This window comes from Calyptranema fuscum S582 (assembly GCF_055793305.1).
Genome location: NZ_JBSLYH010000015.1, coordinates 79,056 through 102,450 on the forward strand (window position 1 = coordinate 79,056; position 23,395 = coordinate 102,450).

A 23,395-nucleotide genomic window follows, 5' to 3' on the forward strand; every position below is an offset into this window, starting at 1 on the left:
GTCACAACTGGGGTTGGAATTGGGGTGCAGGGGCAATGCTCCCTGTCTGGGGATATAACCCCCTACCCCCTTGTTTCCAGATCTGAGATCGTGGATTTAATCAAACCGAGGATTTATGTTTGGCAGCGCCGCGTCGCGGCGCTGCCAAACATAAATCCTCGGGTGTTGGTTAATTTGTCATCCTTAGGGGTGAAAAGCCGTACTAAATATCGCTTTCTATATTGAGTTGAAGGACGTCAATTCATGCCTTGGTTTGTCAAAATCGAAAAAGGTATTGTAGAAAAACCCATCTTCGACCAGTCTGTATCTGCCCACAAAGCCTATGTAGAAGAACTGATTGCCAAAGGATATCAGGCAAAAACTGGGTATTGGGCGGAAAGAGGAGGTGGCATGTTGTTATTTCAAGCCAGCGATCTGGAAGAGGCAAAGGCGATCGTTGCCCGTGACCCACTTATCCAAAATGGTTGTGTTTCTTATGAATTACACGAATGGCGAATCGTCATTGAGTAAATCCACACCCAGACAGATCGATTCTATAGGTTACGCTAACACTACGTCGTTTCATCCCCTTGCCACCGGGTGAGATCGGCTGTCATCTCAGCCTTCCAAATCACAATTCCTCAGTTCTCATCCCCAAATCGCAATTCCTTCGTCCTAATTCCCCTGCCCTAATTCTCTTGACCCCTGACCCCTGACTACCATGAGCGACAGTAACGGCTACAAAATTATCAGCGATAATCGTCAAGCACGATTTGAATACGAAATCTTAGAAACCTTTGAAGCAGGTATTGAGCTAAGAGGGACTGAGGTGAAGTCAATTCGGCAGGGTAAGGTAAACCTGAGAGATGGCTTTGCCCTCGTGCGTGGCGGCGAAGTCTGGCTCCACAACGTGCATGTCTCACCCCATCAAACTGCCAGTCAAGTGTTTAACCATGAGCCACGCCGCACCCGTAAGCTTTTGCTGCATGCGGACGAAATTCGCAAGTTAATTGGCAAAGTCGAGCAGCAAGGGTTAACCCTGGTGCCCTTAAATTTGCACTTTAAAAAGGGATGGGTAAAAGTCACACTCGGGCTGGTAAAGGGCAAAAAGCTGCATGACAAACGCGAAGACTTGAAGCGTAAGCAAGCCAACCGTGAGATTGAACGAGCCATAAAAAACTATTAGGGTTACGAAGCCTCAAGTATTTTCTGACGGGTGATGCGCCGCGCGAAGCGCGGCGCATCACCCGTTTTAACCGTCAATTGTTAATTACAGACCACTAGCTCTTTGGCGGCTATATAAAGCTTTTGCAATAAAAAAATATTAATCTTGCCTAGCTCGGCACGACCGTCTAGGCTGTAGCAGGAATACAGATTACAACCCAATGGTGGGCTGAGCGTCAGTTGTCACCGATTTGACGCAGGCTAATAGTCTGTTGGGAAAATGGATTGAGTTAAATGGAGGAATCCCCCCTGTGAGTTGGTTGGTAAGTACTTTAATGGTCAGTCCCCTTGAATTTTCGCTGATAGATCGACTTGGGACAATGCTGGCAGCGGCGACTACCGACCCGACCACTGCATCGGTCGAAGCCTCGCTCAACGTGTTTCAGGCAATAGTCTTAGGGATTGTCCAGGGACTAACGGAATTTTTGCCGATCAGCAGTACGGCTCATCTCAAGGCGGTTCCGGTGATCTTGGGCTGGGGTGATCCGGGCGTTTCGTTTACGGCAGTCATCCAGCTCGGCAGCATTGCCGCCATTATCTGGTACTTCTGGCAAGATCTGGTACAGGTAATTACGGGAACCTTAAAAGCATTTCTCACCAAAGACTATCAATCCACTGATTTTCGGATTGGCGTAGGGATCATTTTAGGAACCTTGCCAATCTTATTTTTTGGGGTGTTGATCAAGCTGTTTATTCCCGATTTTGACCGATCGCCACTCCGCAGTATGGCAGCGATCGCCATTGCCTCAATCGTTATGTCTTTGTTGCTGGCCATTGCAGAATATCTGGGCAAACGCAAACGGGGGTACGACCAACTGGGCACCCAGGATGGCATTTTGATGGGGTTGGCTCAGACCTTGGCGCTTGTTCCCGGTGTGTCTCGCTCTGGCTCAACCTTAACGGCTGGGTTATTTATGGGAATGGAGCGCGGGGCAGCGGCTCGTTTCTCTTTCTTGCTGGGCATTCCTGCCATCACAATTGCTGGATTGGCTGAGATTCCTGATTTGCTGGAGTCTGGTTTAGGGAGTGCAGGCATCTTGCCGATTGTGGTGGGTGTGATTGCTGCCTTAATTTCGTCTTACGTTGCGATCGCCTGGTTGTTGCGCTATTTGCAAAAACATAACACCTGGATTTTTGTTTGGTATCGATTGGGTTTTGGCATTGCGATTTTATTGGCGATCGCCACCCACCGCGTTAGCAACATTTAGGCGTGTAGAAATTCACCCAGCATCGACGTTGTGGTTGGTTTGCAAATCCCCAACGCCGATGCTTTCCTTGGGCAATGCCAGGACTTTGGACGTAAAATATGAACGTATGAGTGAGTCTTCTATTCGTCCAGCTGTTGTCAGTCGCGTCATTCCCAACTCCATCGCTGAGGAAATTGGTTTTACCCTGGGCGATCGCATCGTCTCGATTAACGACCAGATCCCGCGTGACTTAATTGACTATCAATTTCTCTGTGCTGACGATTTACTCAATCTAGAAGTTCTAGATGCAGAGGGCAAAACCCACCACATCGAAATTGAGAAAGACTACGACGAAGATCTGGGTTTAGAGTTTGAAACAGCGCTATTTGATGGCTTGAAGCAATGCAACAATCGCTGCCCTTTTTGCTTTATTGACCAGCAACCGCCCGGTATGCGGCAAACGCTTTATCTGAAAGATGATGACTATCGCCTCAGTTTTCTCTACGGCAGTTACCTGACGCTCACCAATCTCAGCCAACGAGAATGGGATCGCATTGCTCAAATGCGGCTTTCCCCTCTCTATGTCTCCGTCCATGCTACTGACCCCGATGTCCGCGGCCGTCTGCTCAAAAATCCCCGCGCCGGACAATTGCTGGAGCAACTCAGCTGGTTTCAAACCCATCGTTTACAAATCCACGCGCAGGTTGTGTTATGCCCCGGTATTAACGATGGGGAGTATTTGCAACAAACGTTGCTCGATCTGGCTAAATTTCATCGCGGGGATGTGCCTGCCGTAGCTTCTGTTGCCGTGGTTCCGGTGGGGCTGACACGCTTTCGCCCCAGTGAAGATGAGCTTGTGCCGGTGACTCCAGAGAAAGCTCAGGAAGTGATCGATCAAGTGCAGGCGTTAGCCACAAAATTCCGGCAGACATTGGGGACAACGTTTGCCTGGTTAGCCGACGAGTGGTTTTTGATTGCAGGACGAGACCTGCCTCCAGAATCGCATTATGAAGACTATCCTCAAATTGGCAATGGGGTCGGTTCTATCCGTCAATTTCTCAAACAATTTCGAGCGATCGCCAAAACCTTACCTGACACCGTGTCACCGCCTCGAACCCTGACATGGGTGGTGGGCAATGCGGTGGAACAAGCGTTTCAACCGATTGTTCAGCGATTAAATCAGGTCAAAGGATTGGAGGTTAAACTCAGGGCATCGTGCAGCCACTATTGGGGGCAAGAGATTACCGTCACGGGGCTGTTAACCGGGCAAGACTTGCAACAGGTGCTAGCAGGGCAAGACTTGGGTGATGGTCTGCTGCTACCCTCGTTGATGTTGAGACATGGGGATACCCGATTTTTGGATGATACGACCGTTGCCGATCTGTCACAGAATCTGGATACGAATATCTGGATTTTGAACAGCATTGAAGACTTGATCACCGTCTGTGTGCAACTCCCCCCCGCTGATTTTAGTCAGATAAATCAGGGCGCAACGAACCTTAATCCTGTTTGAGAGAGCGACGGCTTTGCCGTCGCTCTCTCAAACGACAACTGCAATCTATCCAGGCGTGAAATGCGATGAAGAGCGGGTTGCATAGAGGGCTGACACCCCAAGCTTTATCATTCCCTTACGTTAAATTCAAAACTTATCAAACCTCTGGGAGATGGGTGAAAAGGGTGGGCATAATGGAACAGGATGCGATCGCCAAGATCTTCTGTCTACTAGACCGGATAGCTTTGGTATATAGCAATTCTCTAATTGCATAACCTACAAGGTGGTGTTTTAGAGCCGTGCGGAGCGCGGCTCTAAAACAAAAACCGCAACCTATCCAGGCGCGAGCGCTATAGACAGTTTCGAAAAAAATTCATAGATCGCCGCTATTCTGGGGAAGGTGAATGCTAGTAGGCGGACGTTACGAGACGATTCGTGAATTAGGACGGGGTGGATTGGGCAAAACCTATCTGGCAGAAGATACGTATCGGCGTGGTAGACCCAAATGCGTCGTCAAGAGGCTTCAGCCTTTGTCCAAACTCCCCTCAGTGCTGGAAAAAGCCAGAAAGCTGTTTGAGGCAGAGTCCGTTGTTCTGTCGGAATTGGGTGATCACGATCAAATTCCCAGCGTCTATGCCCATCTTGAACAAAATGGCGAGTTTTATTTAGTTCAAGAGTTAATTGATGGTCATGATCTACGGCAGGCGTTCACACTCGGCGATCGCTGGGATGAGAAAGCCGTCATTGTTCTATTGCGCGAAATTTTAGAAATTCTAGAAGTCATTCATCGCCATGGGGTGATTCATCAAGACATCAAACCCGAAAATTTGATCCGCCGTTGGAAAGATAAAAAATTAGAGTTAATAGACTTTGGTGGCATCAAAACTATTCGTCATTTGATGATCAATCCTCAAGGCGATGTCACGTTCACTAAAATGGTGGGTACGCCGGGCTATATGGCTCCCGAGCAATTGCAGGGGCATCCCGAAATATCCAGCGATATTTATGCGGTTGGTATGATGGCAGTGCAAGCCCTGACGGGTTATCTGCCCAACCAGTTACCGCGCCATCCCGATACAAAAGATGTGCAATGGCATGACCAGGCGATCGCCAGCCCAGAGCTTTCCAAAATCATCGATCAAATGATCTGCCAAGATCCCAGTCAGCGCTATCAATCTGTGACTAAAGTGCTGAATGATCTGCCTGTTTCTGATAATTCCCGTGCGGCTGCGATCGAGAGCTTCAATATTCTCTTACAAGAAGCAAAGCCACCGTCCTACGGCATTTTGATCAACCCTCAATTCAGCTTTGCCCGCAACTTTTCCGAAGGGTTAGCCGCCGTTGTCGTCGATCAAAAACTAGGGTTCATCAACAAACGAGGATTGCCAGCCATTCCACCTGCCTTAGAGTTTGACCCGGTGAGCATTTTTCGAGAAGGGGCGTATCAATTTTCAGGAGGGCTAGCTCGTCTGGCGATCGACCATCGCTGGGGCTACATCAACACGGAAGGTCGATTGGTGATCAAACCCCAATTTGACAGCGCTAACACCTTCGCTGAGGGGTTAGCACGGGTAGAGATTGATCATCGCTATGGCTATATCGATCGTATGGGCAATTTTATTATTCGCCCCCAGTTTGAAAGTGCGGCTCCCAGCTTTTCTGAAAATATGGCAGGGGTGGAAATTGATCATCGCTATGGCTATATCAATAAACGAGGCAAGGTGGTGATTGCGCCCCAATTTGATACAGCGGATGAATTTGGCGAAGGGTTAGCCCGCGTCACCATTCAAGATAAGTATGGTTTTATTGATAAAACTGGGAAAGTCGTGATCCCGGCAAAATTTGATGTGGCACACACCTTCAGTGAAGGGTTGGCGCGAGTTCGGGTCGATGGTCGATACGGTTATATTGATCATTCGGGTGAACTGAAAATTACGCCGCAGTTTGATGACACCTTCAGCTTTACGGAAGATCTGGCGCTGGTCAGAAACAATGAAAAATATGGCTATATCGATAAAACAGGGGCGATTGTGATTGCCCTCCAGTTTGACGATGCCTATCCGTTTTCAGAAGGGTTAGCAGCAGTCAAGGTCGGCAATAAATGGGGATTTATCGATAAGACTGGCGCTTTCATTGTCGATCTTCAGTTTGAGGATGCCGGGTCATTGCATGGTGGGCTAGCGGCTGTCAAAGTCGGCAATGATTGGGGATATTTGGGGGAAGAGATCGCTTGAACGATCCCTTTAGCTAAACCCTCCTGATTCTGACGGATTTTGTGTCGGAGCTAACCAATCTGTTAAGGGCGTAGCGTTTGGGTAACGACACGATTCACCATGTCTTAACGAGAACGGTCTAGAAAAGCGGATATCTCTTAATCTAGAAATATGGCTCCCTATCCTCAATTTCACCTCTTTAATCAGGTTTAAATATGGTGCAACTATCGCCTTCCAATATTGATCAGATAGATGTGCCGTCGGCGATCGCTCGGCAACGCCAATTTTTTAATACAGGCGAGACTAAAGGATTTGAGTTTCGGTTAGCTCAATTGAAACGGCTGAAGCAGGCATTGAAAGAGCATGAAGCAGCAATCATTACGGCTCTGGATGCGGATCTAAAGAAACCTGCATTTGAAGCCTATCTGGCTGAGATCAGTGTGGTTGAAGAGATCACCTATGCCATCAAGCATCTCCGCAGTTGGATGAAGCCGCAAACAGTGTCCGTTCCTGCTACCCAATTGCCTGCGACTGCCAAAATTTATGCCGAACCGTTGGGTGCTGTGTTGATCATCGGCGCATGGAATTATCCCTTTTCTCTGATGATTGGCCCTCTGGTGGGGGCGATCGCGGCGGGGAATTGTGCTTTGCTGAAACCCTCGGAACTATCGCCTGCAACCTCTCGTGTCTTAGCCGATCTGATTGCCAAAACCTTCGACCCTGCCTACATCCATGTGATTGAAGGGGGTGTTGAAGTCAGTCAAGCCTTGCTCAACGAAAAATTCGACCACATTTTCTATACGGGTGGGGCAGCCGTTGGCAAAGTGGTGATGGCTGCGGCTGCCCAGCATCTGACGCCGGTTACGTTAGAGTTGGGTGGCAAAAGCCCGTGCATTGTGGATACTCAGATTGATCTGGCAGTCACCGCTAAGCGCATTGTCTGGGGAAAATTTCTCAATGCTGGGCAGACCTGTGTTGCACCCGATTATTTGCTGGTCGATCGGCGCATCAAACCTGCTCTGATGCAGGCGATCGCCACGACGATCCGCGAATTCTATGGCGACGATCCGGCAACCAGTCCAGATTATGGACGTATTATCAGCGATCGCCACTTCTCACGACTCTGTGAACTCTTGCAGAACGGCAATCGGTTGGTGGGTGGAGAGACCGATCCAGGTACCCGTTACATCGCACCTACCGTTATCGATCAGGTGTCCTGGGATGATCCGGTAATGCAATCAGAAATTTTTGGTCCTATTTTGCCGGTGCTTGAATACAGTCAAGTAGAAGAGGCGATCGCGTTAATTAACAATCACGCGAAACCGCTAGCCCTGTATATCTTTTCCCAAAACACTCAATTTCAAAACCGTATTCTCCAGGCAACCTCTTCCGGAGGGGTCTGCATCAACGACACCCTGATGCATTTAGCTGTACCCGATTTACCCTTTGGTGGCGTAGGGCAGAGTGGCATGGGCAGCTATCACGGTAAAGCCGGATTTACAGTCTTCTCCCACCAAAAAAGTGTGTTGTCTCGCTCTTTCTGGTTAGATCTACCGCTGCGGTATGCGCCCTATGACAGCAAGCTAGCCTGGTTAAAAAAGATCATGGGGTGATGCCATGATGCAATTCACCCAATAATTGTCTAAGGATCGTGGATTTAATAAAACCCAATTCTTTTTGAGAGAGCGACGGCTCCGCCGTCGCTCTCTCAAAAAGAATTATAGGTTATTTCATTTGCGATCCTAAGGATGCTCAACCCTGCTCTAAAAGCGGCTACTGTACCGTTCTTCTGCCCAGGGTTCACCCCGATGATGATAGCCATTGCGCTCCCAAAATCCTAAATCGGGGTGATCTAAAAATTCCAATCCATTAATCCATTTCGCACTTTTCCAGGCGTACAGATGAGGAACGACCAATCGCATCGGTCCTCCATGATCGGCTGGGAGAGGCTCGCCAAAGAGAGTATGGGCAAAGAAATTTTCGTCTCGCAGAAAATCTTCCATCGCAATATTGGTTGTGTAGCCACCATAGCAATGCTGCATGACATGCACTGCGTTGGGGTTCACCTGAATGTGACGCATAAAATCCGTCACCTTAACCCCTGTCCACTGAACATCGAGCTTCGACCAGGTCGTGACACAGTGAAAATCGGCAGTGAAGTTGCTCTGCGGCATTGCCATAAAGTCAGCCCAGCTCAGCGTCACAGGTTCCGCTAAACCCGAAACTTTAAATTGCCACTCTGGCAAATTAATGACCGGCGTTTGCCCATAAGTTAAAACTGGAAATCCATTGGTTAGATGTTGACCAGGGGGCACCCGATCTTGTAAGTCAGAACCGGGTTTGTGAAAGAATTTTCCCACCCTAGACCTCCTAGTAGTGCAAACACTAAATCTTGCAATATGGAGACTGCGCCTCCAGGAAGGGGTGAAACTCCCTTCACTCCCTCTAAAACTTTTAATGTGGTGTACCAGGGATCACAAATTAATTAAAACCCGGACGTTTATCTTTGGAAGCACGGCGGAGCCGCGCTTCCAAAGATAAATCTTCAGTTTTATTAAATCCACGATCCTAGAAACAATCCTAGTGCGCAGAGCGCCGCTTTTCAATCCATCACTTGAGTGTGTCAAGCTATCAAAAACAGAGGGGTAGCAATGTTACCCCTCTGTTTTTAACACATTAAACATATTTAGATTATCCTCGGTGATTGGCTGGATAGAACCATAACGTGCTTCTAACCAATGAACAACCTAAACCTGACTGAGGAATCTTGAAGTAGTGAGTCTTTGAATCAATCTATTCGTCGTCGTCAGCTTCGTCTTTCTCTGGATAGATAAAGCTCTTAGAACGTCCAGTCAAAACTGATTTGCCTAGAGAGAGAGCTCTCTGAGCTTGTAGAGCTGCTTTTCTTCTCCATGTAGCACGGCGTTGATCACGCTTTGCACTGGAAGTTTTCTTCTTGGGGACCGCCATAGCCGTATCTGTTGAAAATTTTCACAACCTTTCTATAGTAACGCATCTAAACCCGATCTATCAGCATCCCCATGCACAACCTGGCTAAATATTTATTTAGGAGAGAAGCGCACATCGGAAATAATCTAGGACTGCGATGGTTCAAGCCGCCTGACCCAGGGGGTGATGACCCTGAAATTGCATCATGTCAACCCTTCAGTTTCCAAGGTGGACGGAGTTTGGGCACAATGAATGAGCTAATTGAAAATTGACAGGGTCATCTGATGCGCCAACTACAACCGATACAAGTGGACGAAAATACCATTATTTACGTTGAGCCAGTCGAAGATACGGAAGCTCCAGCGACTCCAGCAACTCCAGCCAATTCAGAAGAAACTGGACGTACGGCTAAAGGAGGAACTCTTGTCAAACAAATTCCCAAAAGTTTCGACTTGATTGAAAATACGATCAAGACTTACACGAAATATACGCTCAAAGCCTTTGAAGATGCAGCGTTTGCCAATGTCAAAAAAGTCTCGTTGGAATTTGGTGTGAATGTCTCAGGAGTTGGGGGCGTTCCTTATATTGCAACAGGAACCGCAGGTTGCAATATTAAAGTGATTGTCGAGTGCGATTTTTCGGAACGGACTGGGGAGACAGACAATTCCTGATCTGTCAGCAGGCTGTTTCAGATTGGGTTGGAGAAGTTGTAGGGTGAAGCAAGAGCGAGGGTGGGCACTCTGTGCTTTGCCATTTTGGTTTCAATCAGTGCTCCTACTTTCAATTCTTTTGAGTCAATTCCTCCTCACAACTAATGGATTCTACTGATCTCGCGTTCACGTCTGCGTTAGAACAAGCCCGATTGATTCGTCAGAAAGAAATTTCGCCGCTAGAACTAACGCAGCTTTATCTCGATCGCATTCAGCACATTAATCCGACGCTGAATAGCTACTTTACAGTCATGGCAGATCAGGCGATCGCAGATGCCAAGGCAAAAACTGAGCAGCTCAGTGGCGGCACTAACGTACAGATCGATCACGGAGAACTACCCCCGTTTTTTGGGGTGCCAATTTCGATCAAAGATCTGACGCCAATCGAAGGGGTGCCCTGTTCGTATGGCATCAAAGTTTTAAAGGATCGCATTGCTGAATCAGATGATGGCGTTGTGTCGCGCATCCGAGATGCCGGGTTTGTCATGTTGGGTAAAACCTCGACGCCAGAGTTGGGATCTACGCCTTATACCGAACCTAAGGGCTTTCCCCCAGCACGGAATCCCTGGAATCCTGATTATACTCCCGGCGGATCGAGTGGTGGAGCCGCTGCTTCGGTCGCCGCTGGTTTGTGTGCGATCGCTCAGGGCACCGATGGGGGTGGTTCGATTCGAGGGCCTGCTTTTTGTTGTGGTCTGGTAGGCATCAAACCCTCGCGGGGTCGGATTTCCAACGCACCTACCGGAGACAAACTCAGCGGTCTTGCAACGGATGGACCCTTAGCCCATACCGTCGCAGATGCTGCTGCTCTACTCGATGTTATGTCCGGCTATGTGATTGGCGATCCCTATTGGCTTCCCGATCCAAATCCTTCTTTTTTAGCGGCAACGGAGCGATCGCCCGGTAGCTTGCGGGTCGCCTTTCTCAGTGCCCTAGCCCCTGCCGGACGGTTTCACCCGGTGTGTGAAAAAGCGGTGTTGGATACGGTGCGGTTACTCGAAAGCATGGGGCACGACGTAGAGGAAATTGAGATTAACCTGACAGATCTGGTCGATCCGTTTGCTGTAGTTTGGCAAGCGGGATCTGATCTGGGGGTTCCTGGCTTTTTTATGGGGAAATTTAATCGCTGGTTATTGCGGCGATCGCGGCGACGGTCGGGGGGCGATTATTTACGAGCTGTGGGTCAAGTCCAGGCGATCGCTCGCAGACTGATTACCCAACTCGACCGTTTTGATGTGTTGGTTTTGCCAACCTATATGCATCCCACGATTCGGGTGGGCGAATGGGCAAAATTGCCGCCCAAAAAGATCTTCGAGAACATTGTCAACTGGATTGCTCCCTGTCCACCGTTTAATGCCACCGGGCAACCTGTGATCGCGTTCCCGACAGGCTTTGATACGACTGGATTGCCTGTTGGAGTGCAGTTAGTCGGACGTCCAGCCGCCGAAGAAACGTTGTTATCGTTAGCGGCACGACTGGAAGAGGCACAAACAAAACGCGATCGCCGACCGGCGATCGCCATGCCATAGCAAAAGCGGCACACAGTGCCGCTTTTGCAGATGACTTAGGCTTTTTTCAGCCAGCTAAACATGGCGCGCAGATCCTTCCCGACTTCTTCGATCGGGTGCTCTGCTTCACGACGACGCATAGCAGTGAAACCAGCCTTGCCTGACATATTTTCCAGGACAAATTCACGGGCAAATTGACCCGACTGAATTTCGCTGAGAATTTTCTTCATTTCGGCGCGGGTTTCATCAGTGACGATGCGCGGACCCCGGGTGTAATCGCCATACTCGGCGGTATTTGAGATGCTGTCACGCATTTTTGCCAACCCCCCTTCGACCACCAGGTCTACGATGAGTTTGACTTCGTGAAGACATTCAAAATAAGCAAGTTCGGGTTGATATCCGGCTTCTACCAACGTGTCGAATCCAGATTTGATCAGGGCACTCAACCCACCGCAGAGCACTACTTGTTCTCCAAACAGGTCAGTTTCAGTTTCTTCCCGGAACGTGGTTTCCAAAATTCCGGCACGGGTACCACCAACCCCTTTGGCATATGCCATAGCGCGATCGCGTGCTTGACCTGAGGCATTTTGATAGACAGCAAACAAACAAGGAACGCCTTCGCCCTGTTCGTAGGTGCGTCTGACCAAATGTCCGGGCCCCTTGGGCGCAACCATGACGACATCGACATTGCTGGGAGGAACAACCTGAGCAAAGTGAATGTTAAAGCCGTGAGCAAATGCCAGCACTTTACCTTCGGTCAGGTGCGGTTCAATCTCATTTTTGTAAACCGTTTTTTGTACTTCGTCGGGCAGCAAGATCATAATAAAATCGGCTGCTGCCGCTGCATCTGCAACAGATTTGACCGTTAATCCTGAGGCTTCGGCTTTTGCTGCCGATTTGCTACCGGGATAGAGGCCAACAATCACGTTCACGCCACTATCTTTTAAGTTCAGGGCATGCGCGTGACCTTGAGAACCGTAACCAATAATGGCAACAGTCTTCCCGGCTAAAAGGTCAAGATTTGCATCCGCGTCGTAGTACATCCGAGCCATAACACCTCTCCATCCAGCAAGCGATTGATTTTGTGCAAGCTCTTGATTCTACCAAAAGATCGGGTCCTGCTGGAATGGAAGGGAGCTTAAGAATTAACCGAGTTAACGTTGCCAAGAATTAGCCGTTCCCCAGCGATGATAGCGTTCTATCTGTACATCAGACTTTGTTCAAGTTAAGTTTTTGAGATTAGTTTGGGCGGGAGCTTTGCCCCTCGCCCAAACTAATCTACAAGAAGTCTATGCTTACGGCTTTAATTCTTTGTTCCAACGGCGTCTGCAATACTGCTCAACCCCTGTTCGTCGAGCTTCTCTGCCAGTCCGGCTAAAATCCGGCGCACCATCCAGGGTCCCTCGTAGATCCAGCCAGTATAGACCTGAATCAAACTAGCGCCAGCCGTAATTTTTTCCCAGGCATCATCGCTATTGAAAATGCCACCCACACCGATAATGGGTAATTTTCCCTGGGTTTCCCGATAGATGAAACGAATGATTTCAGTAGAACGCTGTTGCAAGGGAGCGCCACTAATCCCCCCCGATTCGTCAACAATAGGTTTACCTGTAATAGGGGTGATTTGGGTGCGCAACCCTGCGCGGCTAATGGTGGTATTAGTGGCTATGATGCCTGCCAATTGGTAAGTTTGAGCTAGCTCAAGGACAGCAGCGATCGCCTCCCACTCTAAATCGGGAGCAATTTTAACCAGTAACGGTTTTCGTGCCTGATTTTCGTGCTGCAAGAGCGCCAAAATGCGATCGAGTTGGTCAGACGATTGCAGCGATCGCAATCCTGGGGTATTAGGCGAGGACACATTCACCACAAAATAGTCCCCCAGATTTTTTAGCAAGCGAAAACTGCCCAAATAATCCTCTGCTGCCGTCTCTAGTGACGTGATCTTAGACTTGCCCAAATTGATCCCCAACGGAATTCTCCGGTCAAAGCCATTTAATCCTCCCCCATCTCCCGTTCGACTACGCTCACGGCAAAGCCCATCTCCCCCATCATCCTCACCTCCCGTTCGACTACGCTCACGGCGACGCCCATCACCCCCATCTCCCCATCTCTTCACCCCTTCATCCCCTTCACCTCCCCATCTCTTCACCTCTTCATCCCCCACCCCACCCCACCGCTGCCGCAATCGCTCTGCTAACGCCTCCGCCCCTTGATTGTTAAACCCCATCCGGTTTAAAGCAGCCCGATCCTCCAGCAGGCGAAATAGGCGAGGTTTGGGATTTCCCGGTTGTGCATGCAGAGTCACAGTTCCCAACTCGGCAAAGCCAAACCCGAGCAACGACCAGACCCCTGATGCCAACCCATCTTTATCAAATCCGGCGGCTAATCCAACGGGATTATGCCAGTCCATACCCCATAAGCTTTGTTGTAAAGATGGATGACTATAACTACAGGAATGGCGTAAGCGATCGCCATACCATCGTCCAGAGGGTTGATGTTGCGTGCGATCGAGCCGATGTAAGAACTGAATGGACTGCTGCTGAAGCCATTCGGGATCAGCATTCAAGCCGGAAAACAGGAGCGGACGAATAACGGTTTGATAAATATCCAAGGGTCTTAAGCGGTTAGTAAAGGGAACGTCTCACGAAGAAGCAATCTGATCCCAATTTTAAAGCGATTTTTAAAGCGATCTGAGGAGTTGATATTGCGCGCCCACAGGGCGCGCAATATCAACTCCTCAGATCGCTTCTTAATGTATAGCGATCCTATTTGATTCGTAAAAATGATCAGGCATGAAAGCGCCCGCCCGCAGGGCGGGCGCTTTCACGCCTGATTGAGCATTGCTGTAGAGAGTTGGCGAAATCTAAAGCTATAAAGCAATTTACATTTGGTTAAGATTTATCCTGATATTGCCAAATTTTGGGGCTTACGTTTGTGTTCAGTTGCTAATACTCAACGTGGGGCTTCAGGGTCTGAATCGTATTGGTGGTCTGTCCAGTAAAAATGGACGGTTAAAACGGGTGCTGTGCCGCGCAAAGCGCGGCACAGCACCCGGCAGAAAATCCTTGACAAAGCGCTAGTCAACAGCAATCCGAATTTGTTCGTTAGCAGTGTGGTCTCGCCAGGGCATCCTAAGTAATACTAAGCATGGAGGGAAATTCTACCGAGCCGCCGAAAGTTAACAATCATGGCGATCGCACCAGTTCGGGCGATTTACAAATACAGTTCAGGGTAGTGTCGGTCTACGCCCATCTTAAAGAGCAGCGGAGCAAATTTACAACGATACAATCGAGTATTGCGAATGTGACTGAGGCGTAGCCCCGTGCTACTGCTCTCTAACGCAGAGGGCGAGTCTCGAAACGGTATTTCGGTTTCTCTAATTTGAGAGACTATGATTGTTGATTGCAGGGTAATTTACTGAAACACGCTAAGACAAACTCACTAGCTTGCATCTTTTTGTTAAATGAAAACTATAAGCAGCCTGTGTAAAGCAGGAGCCAGATAAGATGGGGGCGCAAAAGGAGCCATCAACTCATGAAAAACAAGTGGTTGCTCTGGGACGGACTCTTCAGGCTCTGCGTGAAGGGGAGAGTGCTGATGCGCTGATCGAAATTACCCTTAGCTATCTGCAAACAGAATTTGACTATGCGCTGATTTGGATCGGTCTTTACGATCGGCTAGAACATCGATTGTTTGGTAAGGGTGGGTTTACCCCGGAAGGCGAAGTCTCTATCCTGAAGCAACGCATCGTACTCAACCCCGGAGATTTGCTAGAGCAAGTGGTGATTCAGCAGCGACCTCTGGGGGTGCCGGATTTGCGTGAAGAAACGCGAGCAGGCGATTGGCGTAAGGCGGCTCAAAAACTCAATATTCAAGGAACGGTAATTTTTCCCATTCGCCATAAGGATCAATGCTTTGGCGTAACGTTGTTGGGTTCGATGCTGTGGGGAATCTCACCGCATTCGGAAGAAAAAGCTCGACTGTCAACAGTCTTAGGGGGATTGGCAGCGGCGCTCTATCAGCTGGAGCAAGAACAACAACGGCAAATGACCAAGCGTCCTGCCGAACCGTTTTTGGCGTTGTTGACCAAGTTGCGATCGCTCCCCACCTTAAAGCAACGACTAGAAGCGATTGTGGATGAAACCCATCGCTTTGTTAACCCCGATCGCACTAATATCTATTGGTTTGAGCCGCAACGGCGCTATTTTTGGCGACGCGTCAGCACGATGAGTGGCGGGCGCATAGAGTCAGTCCAGCAATCCTCTGGAATTACCGCTCAAGAAGTTAATAGTTTTTATCAGGCACTAGCTGCCGATCAGCTGGTTTCCATTGGAGAAGCCCATAGCTCCCTGAAAGCGGATATGACGGGGCGGCTGATGATGCAACTGGGATCGCGATCGCTAATGGCAGCTCCGATTTTATTTCACGAAGAACTGTTGGGCTTTTTAGCGGTTGAGGGCACAGAGCCTCGGATCTGGACGGAAGAAGAAAAGGACTATATCAAAGGCGCTGCCCACCTGGTTGCGTTAACGGCTCCGTTAGAAGAAATGGAGGAAGCGATTCACAACGTTAAGCAAGATCAAAGCTTAACGGCTGAGGTTTCCAAAGCGATTTACAGCGATGACGATTGGAATACAACCCTCAAAAAAGTATCCGAACGTCTATGTGCGCGGTTGGGTGCAGAGCGCCTGATCCTATTACTGTATGACCAGGATAGTGAAAAGTTTGAGATTTGTTATCAGACACAACCCTCTCACCGTCGTCCTATTCCAACTGCGCTGGATGGCTTGAACGGTGTGGACTGGCAAATGCTAGAACGCAGCACTGAGGCGGTATCGGTTGAAAATCTGGAAGAAGACTTGAAGCTGATGGCCTGGCGGCAAGTGTTGCTAGATGTGGGTGTGCGATCGCTTTTAGTCTGTAGTACCAACATTGGTCATGCGATCGAAGGCATTATGGTGGTCGGGCATGAATCACCCCGTGCCTGGAACCGGGCTGAGCGAGATATTTTGCGCATTGTCAGCCAGCAAATTGGCGTGATTTTGCACCAGTGGCAATTGCAACGGCAAGCGGAACAACAACAAAAACTGATTCAGACCATTCAATGGGGTCTGACGACGATGCAGCAGATTCATGACCTGGAAGGGTTAGAGCGATCTGCTATGCAACACATCACTCAAGTGATGCAAGTGCCGATGGCAACGCTGGTGCTGTGGCAACCCGGACGGCAAGCCGCTCGAATTGTGTCTCCGATTGTCAGCAATAATAAATTTGCGGTCACGACCGATATTGTCATTCCGGTGCATAGCGATACCCTGATTCAGTGGGCATTACAAACCGATGGACTGTTGCCCGTTAGCATCGATGATGTCCCGGTCGATACCCGCCAATGGTTGAGTGGTGTGGATATTGGGCAAATTCTAGTGATGGCATTGCGAACTGCACCCGACCATGAGCCAACCGGAATGGTGATTGTTGCCGATCGCTTAGAACGGTATTGGCATGAACGGCAACTCAATACTTTCAGCATTCTGGTCAATCAACTCGCCTGGTCGCGGCGCTACCTTACCCTTGCTGAAACGTTAGCCACTCAAAAACGGACGTTAGAACTACTCAACTGGTATAAAAACCGTCGCCTGGAAGAAACCTATCGCACCCTGGGCATTGGCGTGAAGCAGCTGAATGAGCTGAGCCATCAAAAAGATGCCCTGGCAAGTATGCGTTATCATCAAACGCTGCGACAACTGGGCGGCATTTTATCGACCCTTGCGCCTGTGTTACGCCAAGAACAATGGCAGGTGCAAACGGATTATGAAACGATCCCCCTGGCTAGTCTGTTAAAGCGATCGCTGGAACGGGTTGAAGGTTTGATCAAGCAACGCCAGCTGTGGACTCAAGTTCATAACGATGCCAGTGTCAATATTGGGGGCGACATTGCCAAAATTGAATTTGTTTTACACGAATTGCTGACCACTGCCTGTCACCGTTCGGCAGCTGGCAGCCGCTTAGATATCTGGTGTCGCCCTTTGGATGCGCGCTGGCTGGAGCTATCTATCACTGACAACGGTGTGATCGAGCCTCGTCTGTTAGAAGAACTGCATATCGGTCGTACCGAAGATTTGCTGGCACCGTCTGCACTCGATCATCCACCTGGGTTGCATCTTTCGATGTGTCAGGTCTTGATGCAGCAGATGGGCGGGGAATTCAATCTATTCCGGTTAGAAGATGGACGTATTCTCAGTCGCCTGGTGATTCCCATTGCGGCAGCTACTCCACCATCCCGTCCACAGAAATAAGCATTGCTAAATGTTGCCAAACCCTAAATATCCCCTGGGTGTGATCATCCACTGGTCGTGCAGTCGGGTGCTTTGGTTGCCGATGATCACCGTCGTCAGCATATCAATCGGACTTTCCAGACACTCAGCCAACGTGGTCAGGATAATGGTTTCTTCCTGGCGATAGGCAGCATGGATGATAGCAACTGGAGTGCTGGGATCACGATATTTAAGAAAAATTTGTTGAGCGATCGCAATTTGTTCGGTGCGAGTTTGGGATTTGGGGTTGTAGAGTGCGGTAACAAAGTCGGCTTGCGCCGCTGCATATAGCCGTTTTTCAATCACCTCCCAGGGGGTGAGTAAATTGCTCAGGCTAATGGCACAAAAGTCATGCATCAAAGGTGCGCCCACTCGTGACGCACCGGCTTGTAGGGCGCTGATCCCAGGAAAGACCTGGACGTGAGGACTATTGCCATCCCATCCCGTTGCTTGCAATTCTTCCAGCACCAACCCTGCCATGCCATAGATGCCACAGTCGCCCGATGAAATGACCGTGACGGTTAAGCCCCACTCTGCCAGGGCGATCGCTCGTTGGGCGCGCTGACGTTCTTGCGTAATCGGTGACGCTTCCACAATTTGCCCTGAACGAAGCAACGGTCGCACCAGATCGACATACAGGGAATAGCCAATGACAACATCTGCCTGGGCGATCGCCATTTGAGCTGCCGGGGTGATCTGGTTCAAGGCTCCTGGTCCTGTGCCCACTAACCAAAGTTGCCCTGTCCGCTCAATATACTCTTGCTCTGCTAATGCAACGGCAACGGTTACGGCTCCAGGTTGTCCGTCGAGGCGATGGATGTGTTTCGAGACCAGTAGGGAGGGGGGAGGTGAGGGAGATGAGGGAGGTAAGGGAGATGAGGGGGATGGGGGAGGTGAGGGAGGTGAAGAGGATGGAGGGGTGAAGGGAGAGGTTTCTGGTGGGTTCTCTCCTGGCACAGGTATTTTATTTTCCAAACCCTGACTAATTCCTAATTTCTGACCTTTGCCAGCCAGAATGGCAGCGGCTTCTGCCACGCTGGGTGTCCCCACTTCGGTTTCAACTAGGGCTGAAGGATTGGGGACGGAGACGGTTTTGAGGAGTTCGGCAGGAAAGCAGACTAAGGGAAAATGGCGATCGCGACAAAATTCTACCAATCCGACTTCATCGGCTTTGAGATCGATGGTGGCAATGCCGGCGATCGCTCCTTCGGCTAAATGATGAGACTGGAAGACGTGTTGAATCGCGGCTTCAATCACCTGTCGAGGCGTCCCGCGTTCGCACCCAATCCCCACCCACAGAACTCGCGGATGCCATTGCACCTGGGGGAGAGAGGAGATGGAGAGATGAGGGGATGAAGCGTCGGAAACGTGGGGAATAGAAGGCGTCCGGTCAAAGGGACTGATCCAGACGACTGCTTTGACCGATTCTTCTAGTTTTAAGTCTTGCTCGAACCCTTGATCCCCAATGCCTGCTCCCGGCTGCTGAGGCTCAAAATGAAATGAGTGGTGCGAGGGCAAATGCTGTTGCCACAGGGTAGAGCCTGCTTCCTGGATCACCTGCACTGTTGCTTGACGGGCGATCGCACTGCTCACAGCTGTCCAATCTCCTGTACCTTTTGTCCAGCCAAAGGGCGTTCCAATAACATCGATCCCCGGTAAGCCGAGGGCATTGCTGGCACCTGTGAGGATGGGGGTAGCACCGAGTTGGAGGGCGATCGCACGGGTCAGGCGATCGGCTCCGCCCTGATGTCCACCGCAGAGGCTAATCACTACCTGTCCGGGTTCATCCACAACCACCACGGCGGGATCGCTGGCTTTGTCGCTTAGCAAGGGTGCAATCAGCCGCACAACTGCGCCCGTGGCTAAATTAAAGACAAAACTTCGAGGATGTCCCCAAAGGCTTGCCAGATGGTCTCGCAACGATCCTGTGAAGACCTGGATATGGCGAAGGGGCAATGGTTCAGCCTGAAGTTGTGCGGCGATCGCCTCTGGCACCCAAAGAACAGCATCTGCGGATTGGCACAGGGGACTGAGGGTTTTGGCACCTGCAACGGTAGTGGCGATCGCCACAATCGGCTGAAACTCTTGTAACACAGACATTGATACCTCGTTGAATGGGGGAACTGGCGTTTTCCCTACGGGAAAACGCCAGTTCCCAAAAAAATTAGTTCAATACTCGTAGGGATTTTCGGGTTCGGGAATGGTAGTGAGTGATTTCGCCTGGATGACCAGTTGGCGTTGCCCATCCAGTGTTTCGGTGATCATTTCTCCTTCTACCCGAAACCAGGCATCGGGTGGATAAGCCGATCGGCTCTGCGCCAGTTTCACAGGCAGACCCACTGGATACGTATCGGCAGCACAACAGGTAATCACAAAACGAGAAATCACCAGGTAATTATCGGATAAGTCGGGACGGTGGATGACAAATCCGTCTACTTTTACCGTTTGTCCGGCGTAGGCATCCGGTTCAGGATAAACGCTGAGCGTCCGTACCCATTCCACAATCGATCGGTCTTCGGGGCGAACGTTCCCCCGAAACGCTTGCGGTCGCGATCGCGTCATCGACAGGGTATCTGTCACACCCCGATCCAGGGCAACCTGGCTGCCAAACGGTTCGGGTGTAAATTGCAACCCAACACAAGCCGCGATCAGCAATAGCGCACTGCCCCAGCCCAGCGGAAATATATTCATGTGCTGCATATCGGGCAAAGGATTTTGTTTTGCCCGACGGCTGAGGAATAGGATCTGCCCACTCTTCAAAATCCCCAGAGCGATGAGAAATATGCCAGCGGCGATCGCCAACCAAACATAATCGGGATGCAAGAGAATATTAATTTTGCCTGTTAGCCAATATTTCAGTAATAAGGCTCCCCAAGCCATCACAGCGGCAATGTCTAGCCAAATCAACCAGGCTCCTGGTTTTGCTGGACGAGAGCGGCGAGAGGCAGTCGAACGAATTCTGGTAGACATTGGCAATCAAGGGGTATGAGGGAAACGGATAAACAGGACGCCGCCGCACACTCTAGCTGATGTATAAATTGACGAGCAACGATAGCAAAAACGTTAATTGTCCTGCCAGGGCAAACAGGTAAAAAATGGCTCTGCCTTTGAAAATGGACAGCAACAGACTGATATTTTTGACATCAATCATCGGTCCGAATACCAGAAATGCAAGCAATGCACCACTGGTAAAGGTGGAGGCAAAGGACAGAGCAAAAAAGGAATCGACTGTTGAGCATATAGAAACGACCCATGCCAACATCATCATGGCTAAGACAGAGGTAATTTGCCCTTGTCCCAGGCTCAGCACCAGTTCGCGAGGAATGGCAACCTGAACGATGGCAGCGATCGCCGTTCCCAAAATCAAAACACCACCCAGTTCTCGCATTTCATTGACCACGTTATCCAGCACCAGTTGCAGGCGATCGCCCCAGGGTCTAGACAAGATGGGGTTGGCGATTAATAGGGAATTTTGTAAGCCCCCATCTAACCGCAGTTGCTGTCCGGGTTGCCCCAGCAAAAAGGTACCGGATTGTAGCAGAGGAGACGTGTCCTCGGTTGCCGTACGTTTTGGCTGCGATTGAGCAGGTGCAGGCATGGCGCGAGCAATGGCTGGCTGTAATAGGGGGCGCAGATCTGCCTGAGTACTAAAAATCCAACCAATGATCGTGGCGATCAGCAAGGAAAAGCCGACGCGCATAAACACCAATTCAGGTTGATCGCGAAAGGCAGTCCAGGTTGCCCAAAATACAATCGGATTCACGGTCGGAGCGGCTAATAAAAACCCGATCGCCATAGCGCTAGGCGCGCCTTGCATTAACAAGCGACGGGCAACGGGCACATTGCCACATTCACAAACGGGAAATAAGCAGCCAATTAAACTTCCGGCAAATGCCGCCAAAATCGGGTTGCGGGGAACTGCGGCAATTAGTTTACGCTCATCGACAAATAGCAACAACAGGCTAGAAAACAAAACCCCCAATAACAAGAAGGGCATAGCTTCTACCAGGAGGCTGAAAAACAGCGTCAGAGCATTATTCAGCGAGTTCATATCGGCAACTAACAGATGTGTATGAGAAGCGATCGCCCGTGCGAAAATCTGCAATCAGCATTCCCGCCATTCTACCGGAATCCGCCTGAAGTAGCGATCCCGGAGTATGCTGGTGTGTGGTATTTCTCGGTGCTGTTTTTCCATGCTGTACTTTGGTTGTTTGGCTTCTCGTCACGCTCAAACTGTTCAAGCGGCAATCTCTGCGACACGGCAGATGGCTCAGCGAGTGCTGTCTATGGTCGTGATGGTACTAGTGCTGTGGTGGGGAATGCCCCAGGCGATCGCCTCTGCCCAATTTGCTCCGCCCGATGCCCCCGCCTCTTCCATCCAACCCTACCTCGATCGCGTGATCAATCAAGTGACCGAGTTTACCCTCAGCAATGGGATGCGGTTCATCGTCTTGGAACGACACGAAGCACCCGTGATCTCGTTCATGACCTATGTCGATGTGGGTGCTGCCTACGAAGCCCCAGGCAAGACTGGAGCCGCTCACTTCCTCGAACATCTGGCATTTAAGGGAACTCAGCAAATCGGAACGATCAACTATCAAGCCGAAAAACTATTGCTCGATCAGTTAGACGAGTTGTATGACCAAATTCAGGTCGCCAAAACCGCAGGACAAACGGCGGATGTAGAAAAGCTTCAGCAGCAATTTGATTTTGTCCGACAACAGGCATCTCAGTACGTCAAACAAAATGAGATGGGTCAGATTGTCGAGCAAGCCGGAGGCGTTGGTCTAAACGCCACTACATCTCTGGATGCAACCCGATATTTCTATAGTTTTCCGTCGAACAAATTAGAACTGTGGATGTCGTTGGAATCTGAACGCTTTTTAGAACCTGTCTTCCGCGAATTTTATGAAGAGAAAGACGTGATTTTAGAAGAGCGGCGGATGCGTACGGACAATTCCCCAATCGGTAAGATGATCGAGGAATTTCTGAAAACTGCGTTCCCCGGACATCCCTATGGTCGTCCCACGATCGGGTATGCAGACGATATTCAAAATCTGACGCGCCAAGATATCCAGGACTTTTATGACACCTATTACACCCCAGACCGGATTATTGTGTCCGTGGTTGGTGATGTAAATCCTAGAAAAGTAAAACGGTTAGCAGAAGCCTATTTCGGTCGTTATCAAAGTCGGTCTCAGGCTCCAACCTTAGACGTTTCACCCCCCGAACAAACGGCACCCCGCGATGTCACCCTGCGGTTACCCACTCAGCCCTGGTATCTGGAAGGCTACCAAATTCCCGCGATCAACGATCCAGAACGGGTGATTTACGACATTATTGCGTCGCTATTGGTGGGGGGTCGCACGTCTCGTCTATATCAAAGTTTGGTCGAGCAACAGCAGATTGCCCTCAATGTCAATGTTGCCAGTGGCTTTCCGGGCGATCGCTATCCGACACTGATGATGATTTATGCCCTTACGGCTCCGGGACACACGGTTGAAGACATTGCGACGGCTTTAAATGCAGAATTAGAAAAATTGAAAACAGAACAGGTGCCGACGGAAGAGTTGGATCGGGTGAAGACACAGTCCCGTGCCAGCGTGTTGAGAACATTAGATTCTAACGACGGTATGGCAGGGCTATTGCCTGAATACGAAGCCGCGACCGGAGATTGGCGCAATTTATTTGAACAATTGAAGGACATTGAAGCCGTCACGCCTGCCGATGTGCAACGGATTGCTCAAGATCTCTTCCAGCCGAATAAATTAACGATCGGACGCCTGCTGCCCCTGGAATAGGAAGAATCGAGTTTCGGG

Annotated in this window: 18 protein-coding genes; 11 read left to right on the forward strand and 7 right to left on the reverse strand. The window is 49.9% G+C overall.

Features of this window, described 5'->3' with window-relative positions; translation table 11 throughout:
• Positions 1-243: 243 nt before the first annotated feature.
• The 6 genes from ACR6Z4_RS12455 (at position 244) to ACR6Z4_RS12480 (ending at position 7,708) form a co-directional block, all read left to right on the forward strand.
• On the forward strand, positions 244-510 hold the full coding sequence (locus ACR6Z4_RS12455) for a YciI family protein (RefSeq protein ID WP_479717590.1): 267 nt from the start codon (positions 244-246) through the stop codon (positions 508-510).
• A gap of 190 nt (positions 511-700) precedes the next feature.
• Entirely contained in the window at positions 701-1,165 is a 465-nt protein-coding gene (gene smpB / locus ACR6Z4_RS12460) for an SsrA-binding protein SmpB (protein ID WP_479717591.1), read from the forward strand.
• A gap of 358 nt (positions 1,166-1,523) precedes the next feature.
• On the forward strand, positions 1,524-2,411 hold the full coding sequence (locus tag ACR6Z4_RS12465; RefSeq protein ID WP_479717647.1) for an undecaprenyl-diphosphate phosphatase: 888 nt from the start codon (positions 1,524-1,526) through the stop codon (positions 2,409-2,411).
• Positions 2,412-2,517: 106 nt separating this feature from the next.
• On the forward strand, positions 2,518-3,903 hold the full coding sequence (locus tag ACR6Z4_RS12470) for a TIGR03279 family radical SAM protein (protein ID WP_479717592.1): 1,386 nt from the start codon (positions 2,518-2,520) through the stop codon (positions 3,901-3,903).
• Positions 3,904-4,286: 383 nt separating this feature from the next.
• A complete protein-coding gene (locus ACR6Z4_RS12475) occupies positions 4,287-6,116 on the forward strand; it encodes a WG repeat-containing protein (protein ID WP_479717593.1) in 1,830 nt (609 codons plus the stop codon).
• 194 nt (positions 6,117-6,310) lie between these two features.
• Positions 6,311-7,708, forward strand: a complete 1,398-nt coding sequence (locus ACR6Z4_RS12480) for an aldehyde dehydrogenase (RefSeq protein WP_479717594.1) — start codon at positions 6,311-6,313, stop codon at positions 7,706-7,708.
• 150 nt (positions 7,709-7,858) lie between these two features.
• Here the strand turns inward: ACR6Z4_RS12480 and ACR6Z4_RS12485 are convergent, their stop codons facing one another.
• Positions 7,859-8,455 (reverse strand): sulfite oxidase-like oxidoreductase, encoded by a 597-nt coding sequence (locus ACR6Z4_RS12485; RefSeq protein WP_479717595.1) that lies wholly within the window; start codon positions 8,453-8,455, stop codon positions 7,859-7,861.
• A gap of 433 nt (positions 8,456-8,888) precedes the next feature.
• Positions 8,889-9,065 carry a 50S ribosomal protein L32 gene (locus ACR6Z4_RS12490; protein ID WP_479717596.1) on the reverse strand — a complete coding sequence of 59 codons (177 nt, stop codon included), beginning with the start codon at positions 9,063-9,065 and terminating at the stop codon, positions 8,889-8,891.
• 263 nt (positions 9,066-9,328) lie between these two features.
• Here ACR6Z4_RS12490 and ACR6Z4_RS12495 point away from each other — a divergent pair, with 263 nt between their 5' ends.
• Together ACR6Z4_RS12495 and ACR6Z4_RS12500 are read left to right on the forward strand one after the other, a co-directional pair.
• Complete coding sequence (locus tag ACR6Z4_RS12495; protein ID WP_479717597.1) at positions 9,329-9,715, forward strand: CU044_2847 family protein; 387 nt, start codon at positions 9,329-9,331, stop codon at positions 9,713-9,715.
• Between the two features lie 143 nt (positions 9,716-9,858).
• Positions 9,859-11,283 (forward strand): amidase, encoded by a 1,425-nt coding sequence (locus ACR6Z4_RS12500; protein WP_479717598.1) that lies wholly within the window; start codon positions 9,859-9,861, stop codon positions 11,281-11,283.
• Between the two features lie 35 nt (positions 11,284-11,318).
• Here ACR6Z4_RS12500 and ilvC read toward each other — a convergent pair whose 3' ends face one another.
• Both ilvC and ACR6Z4_RS12510 read right to left on the reverse strand, forming a co-directional pair.
• The gene (gene ilvC / locus ACR6Z4_RS12505) at positions 11,319-12,314 is read right to left on the reverse strand and encodes a ketol-acid reductoisomerase (protein WP_479717599.1); all 996 of its coding nucleotides are present in this window, start codon (positions 12,312-12,314) and stop codon (positions 11,319-11,321) included.
• Positions 12,315-12,565: 251 nt separating this feature from the next.
• The gene (locus ACR6Z4_RS12510) at positions 12,566-13,873 is read right to left on the reverse strand and encodes a quinone-dependent dihydroorotate dehydrogenase (protein WP_479717600.1); all 1,308 of its coding nucleotides are present in this window, start codon (positions 13,871-13,873) and stop codon (positions 12,566-12,568) included.
• 536 nt (positions 13,874-14,409) lie between these two features.
• Here ACR6Z4_RS12510 and ACR6Z4_RS12515 point away from each other — a divergent pair.
• Both ACR6Z4_RS12515 and ACR6Z4_RS12520 read left to right on the forward strand, forming a co-directional pair.
• Positions 14,410-14,580, forward strand: coding sequence for a hypothetical protein (locus tag ACR6Z4_RS12515; protein WP_479717601.1), 171 nt, complete (start codon positions 14,410-14,412; stop codon positions 14,578-14,580).
• Between the two features lie 188 nt (positions 14,581-14,768).
• Positions 14,769-17,558: a sensor histidine kinase gene (locus ACR6Z4_RS12520; RefSeq protein ID WP_479717602.1), complete on the forward strand. Its 2,790-nt coding sequence runs from the start codon at positions 14,769-14,771 to the stop codon at positions 17,556-17,558.
• Between the two features lie 6 nt (positions 17,559-17,564).
• Here the strand turns inward: ACR6Z4_RS12520 and cobJ are convergent, their stop codons facing one another.
• The 3 genes from cobJ to ACR6Z4_RS12535 all read right to left on the reverse strand — a co-directional run bounded on the left by cobJ (position 17,565) and on the right by ACR6Z4_RS12535 (position 21,627).
• Positions 17,565-19,676: a precorrin-3B C(17)-methyltransferase gene (cobJ, locus tag ACR6Z4_RS12525; protein WP_479717603.1), complete on the reverse strand. Its 2,112-nt coding sequence runs from the start codon at positions 19,674-19,676 to the stop codon at positions 17,565-17,567.
• A 69-nt stretch (positions 19,677-19,745) separates the two neighbouring features.
• On the reverse strand, positions 19,746-20,546 hold the full coding sequence (locus ACR6Z4_RS12530) for a TIGR03943 family putative permease subunit (protein WP_479717604.1): 801 nt from the start codon (positions 20,544-20,546) through the stop codon (positions 19,746-19,748).
• A 52-nt stretch (positions 20,547-20,598) separates the two neighbouring features.
• On the reverse strand, positions 20,599-21,627 hold the full coding sequence (locus ACR6Z4_RS12535; protein WP_479717648.1) for a permease: 1,029 nt from the start codon (positions 21,625-21,627) through the stop codon (positions 20,599-20,601).
• Positions 21,628-21,841: 214 nt separating this feature from the next.
• Between ACR6Z4_RS12535 and ACR6Z4_RS12540 the strand changes: the two genes are divergently transcribed.
• Positions 21,842-23,377: a M16 family metallopeptidase gene (locus ACR6Z4_RS12540; protein ID WP_479717649.1), complete on the forward strand. Its 1,536-nt coding sequence runs from the start codon at positions 21,842-21,844 to the stop codon at positions 23,375-23,377.
• The last annotated feature ends 18 nt before the right edge of the window (positions 23,378-23,395 follow it).

What these genes read in the sequence shown, in the direction of transcription:
- ACR6Z4_RS12475 (WP_479717593.1), top strand. Translation starts at nt 4,287, where the DNA reads ATGCTAGTAGGCGGACGTTACGAGACGATTCGTGAATTAGGACGGGGT.
- ACR6Z4_RS12465 (WP_479717647.1), top strand. Translation starts at nt 1,524, where the DNA reads ATGCTGGCAGCGGCGACTACCGACCCGACCACTGCATCGGTCGAAGCC.
- ACR6Z4_RS12515 (WP_479717601.1), top strand. Translation starts at nt 14,410, where the DNA reads ATGGAGGGAAATTCTACCGAGCCGCCGAAAGTTAACAATCATGGCGAT.
- cobJ (WP_479717603.1), bottom strand. Translation starts at nt 19,676, where the DNA reads ATGTCTGTGTTACAAGAGTTTCAGCCGATTGTGGCGATCGCCACTACC.
- ilvC (WP_479717599.1), bottom strand. Translation starts at nt 12,314, where the DNA reads ATGGCTCGGATGTACTACGACGCGGATGCAAATCTTGACCTTTTAGCC.
- ACR6Z4_RS12540 (WP_479717649.1), top strand. Translation starts at nt 21,842, where the DNA reads ATGGCTCAGCGAGTGCTGTCTATGGTCGTGATGGTACTAGTGCTGTGG.
- ACR6Z4_RS12535 (WP_479717648.1), bottom strand. Translation starts at nt 21,627, where the DNA reads ATGAACTCGCTGAATAATGCTCTGACGCTGTTTTTCAGCCTCCTGGTA.
- ACR6Z4_RS12520 (WP_479717602.1), top strand. Translation starts at nt 14,769, where the DNA reads ATGGGGGCGCAAAAGGAGCCATCAACTCATGAAAAACAAGTGGTTGCT.
- ACR6Z4_RS12470 (WP_479717592.1), top strand. Translation starts at nt 2,518, where the DNA reads ATGAGTGAGTCTTCTATTCGTCCAGCTGTTGTCAGTCGCGTCATTCCC.
- ACR6Z4_RS12495 (WP_479717597.1), top strand. Translation starts at nt 9,329, where the DNA reads ATGCGCCAACTACAACCGATACAAGTGGACGAAAATACCATTATTTAC.
- smpB (WP_479717591.1), top strand. Translation starts at nt 701, where the DNA reads ATGAGCGACAGTAACGGCTACAAAATTATCAGCGATAATCGTCAAGCA.
- ACR6Z4_RS12500 (WP_479717598.1), top strand. Translation starts at nt 9,859, where the DNA reads ATGGATTCTACTGATCTCGCGTTCACGTCTGCGTTAGAACAAGCCCGA.
- ACR6Z4_RS12490 (WP_479717596.1), bottom strand. Translation starts at nt 9,065, where the DNA reads ATGGCGGTCCCCAAGAAGAAAACTTCCAGTGCAAAGCGTGATCAACGC.
- ACR6Z4_RS12455 (WP_479717590.1), top strand. Translation starts at nt 244, where the DNA reads ATGCCTTGGTTTGTCAAAATCGAAAAAGGTATTGTAGAAAAACCCATC.
- ACR6Z4_RS12530 (WP_479717604.1), bottom strand. Translation starts at nt 20,546, where the DNA reads ATGTCTACCAGAATTCGTTCGACTGCCTCTCGCCGCTCTCGTCCAGCA.
- ACR6Z4_RS12480 (WP_479717594.1), top strand. Translation starts at nt 6,311, where the DNA reads ATGGTGCAACTATCGCCTTCCAATATTGATCAGATAGATGTGCCGTCG.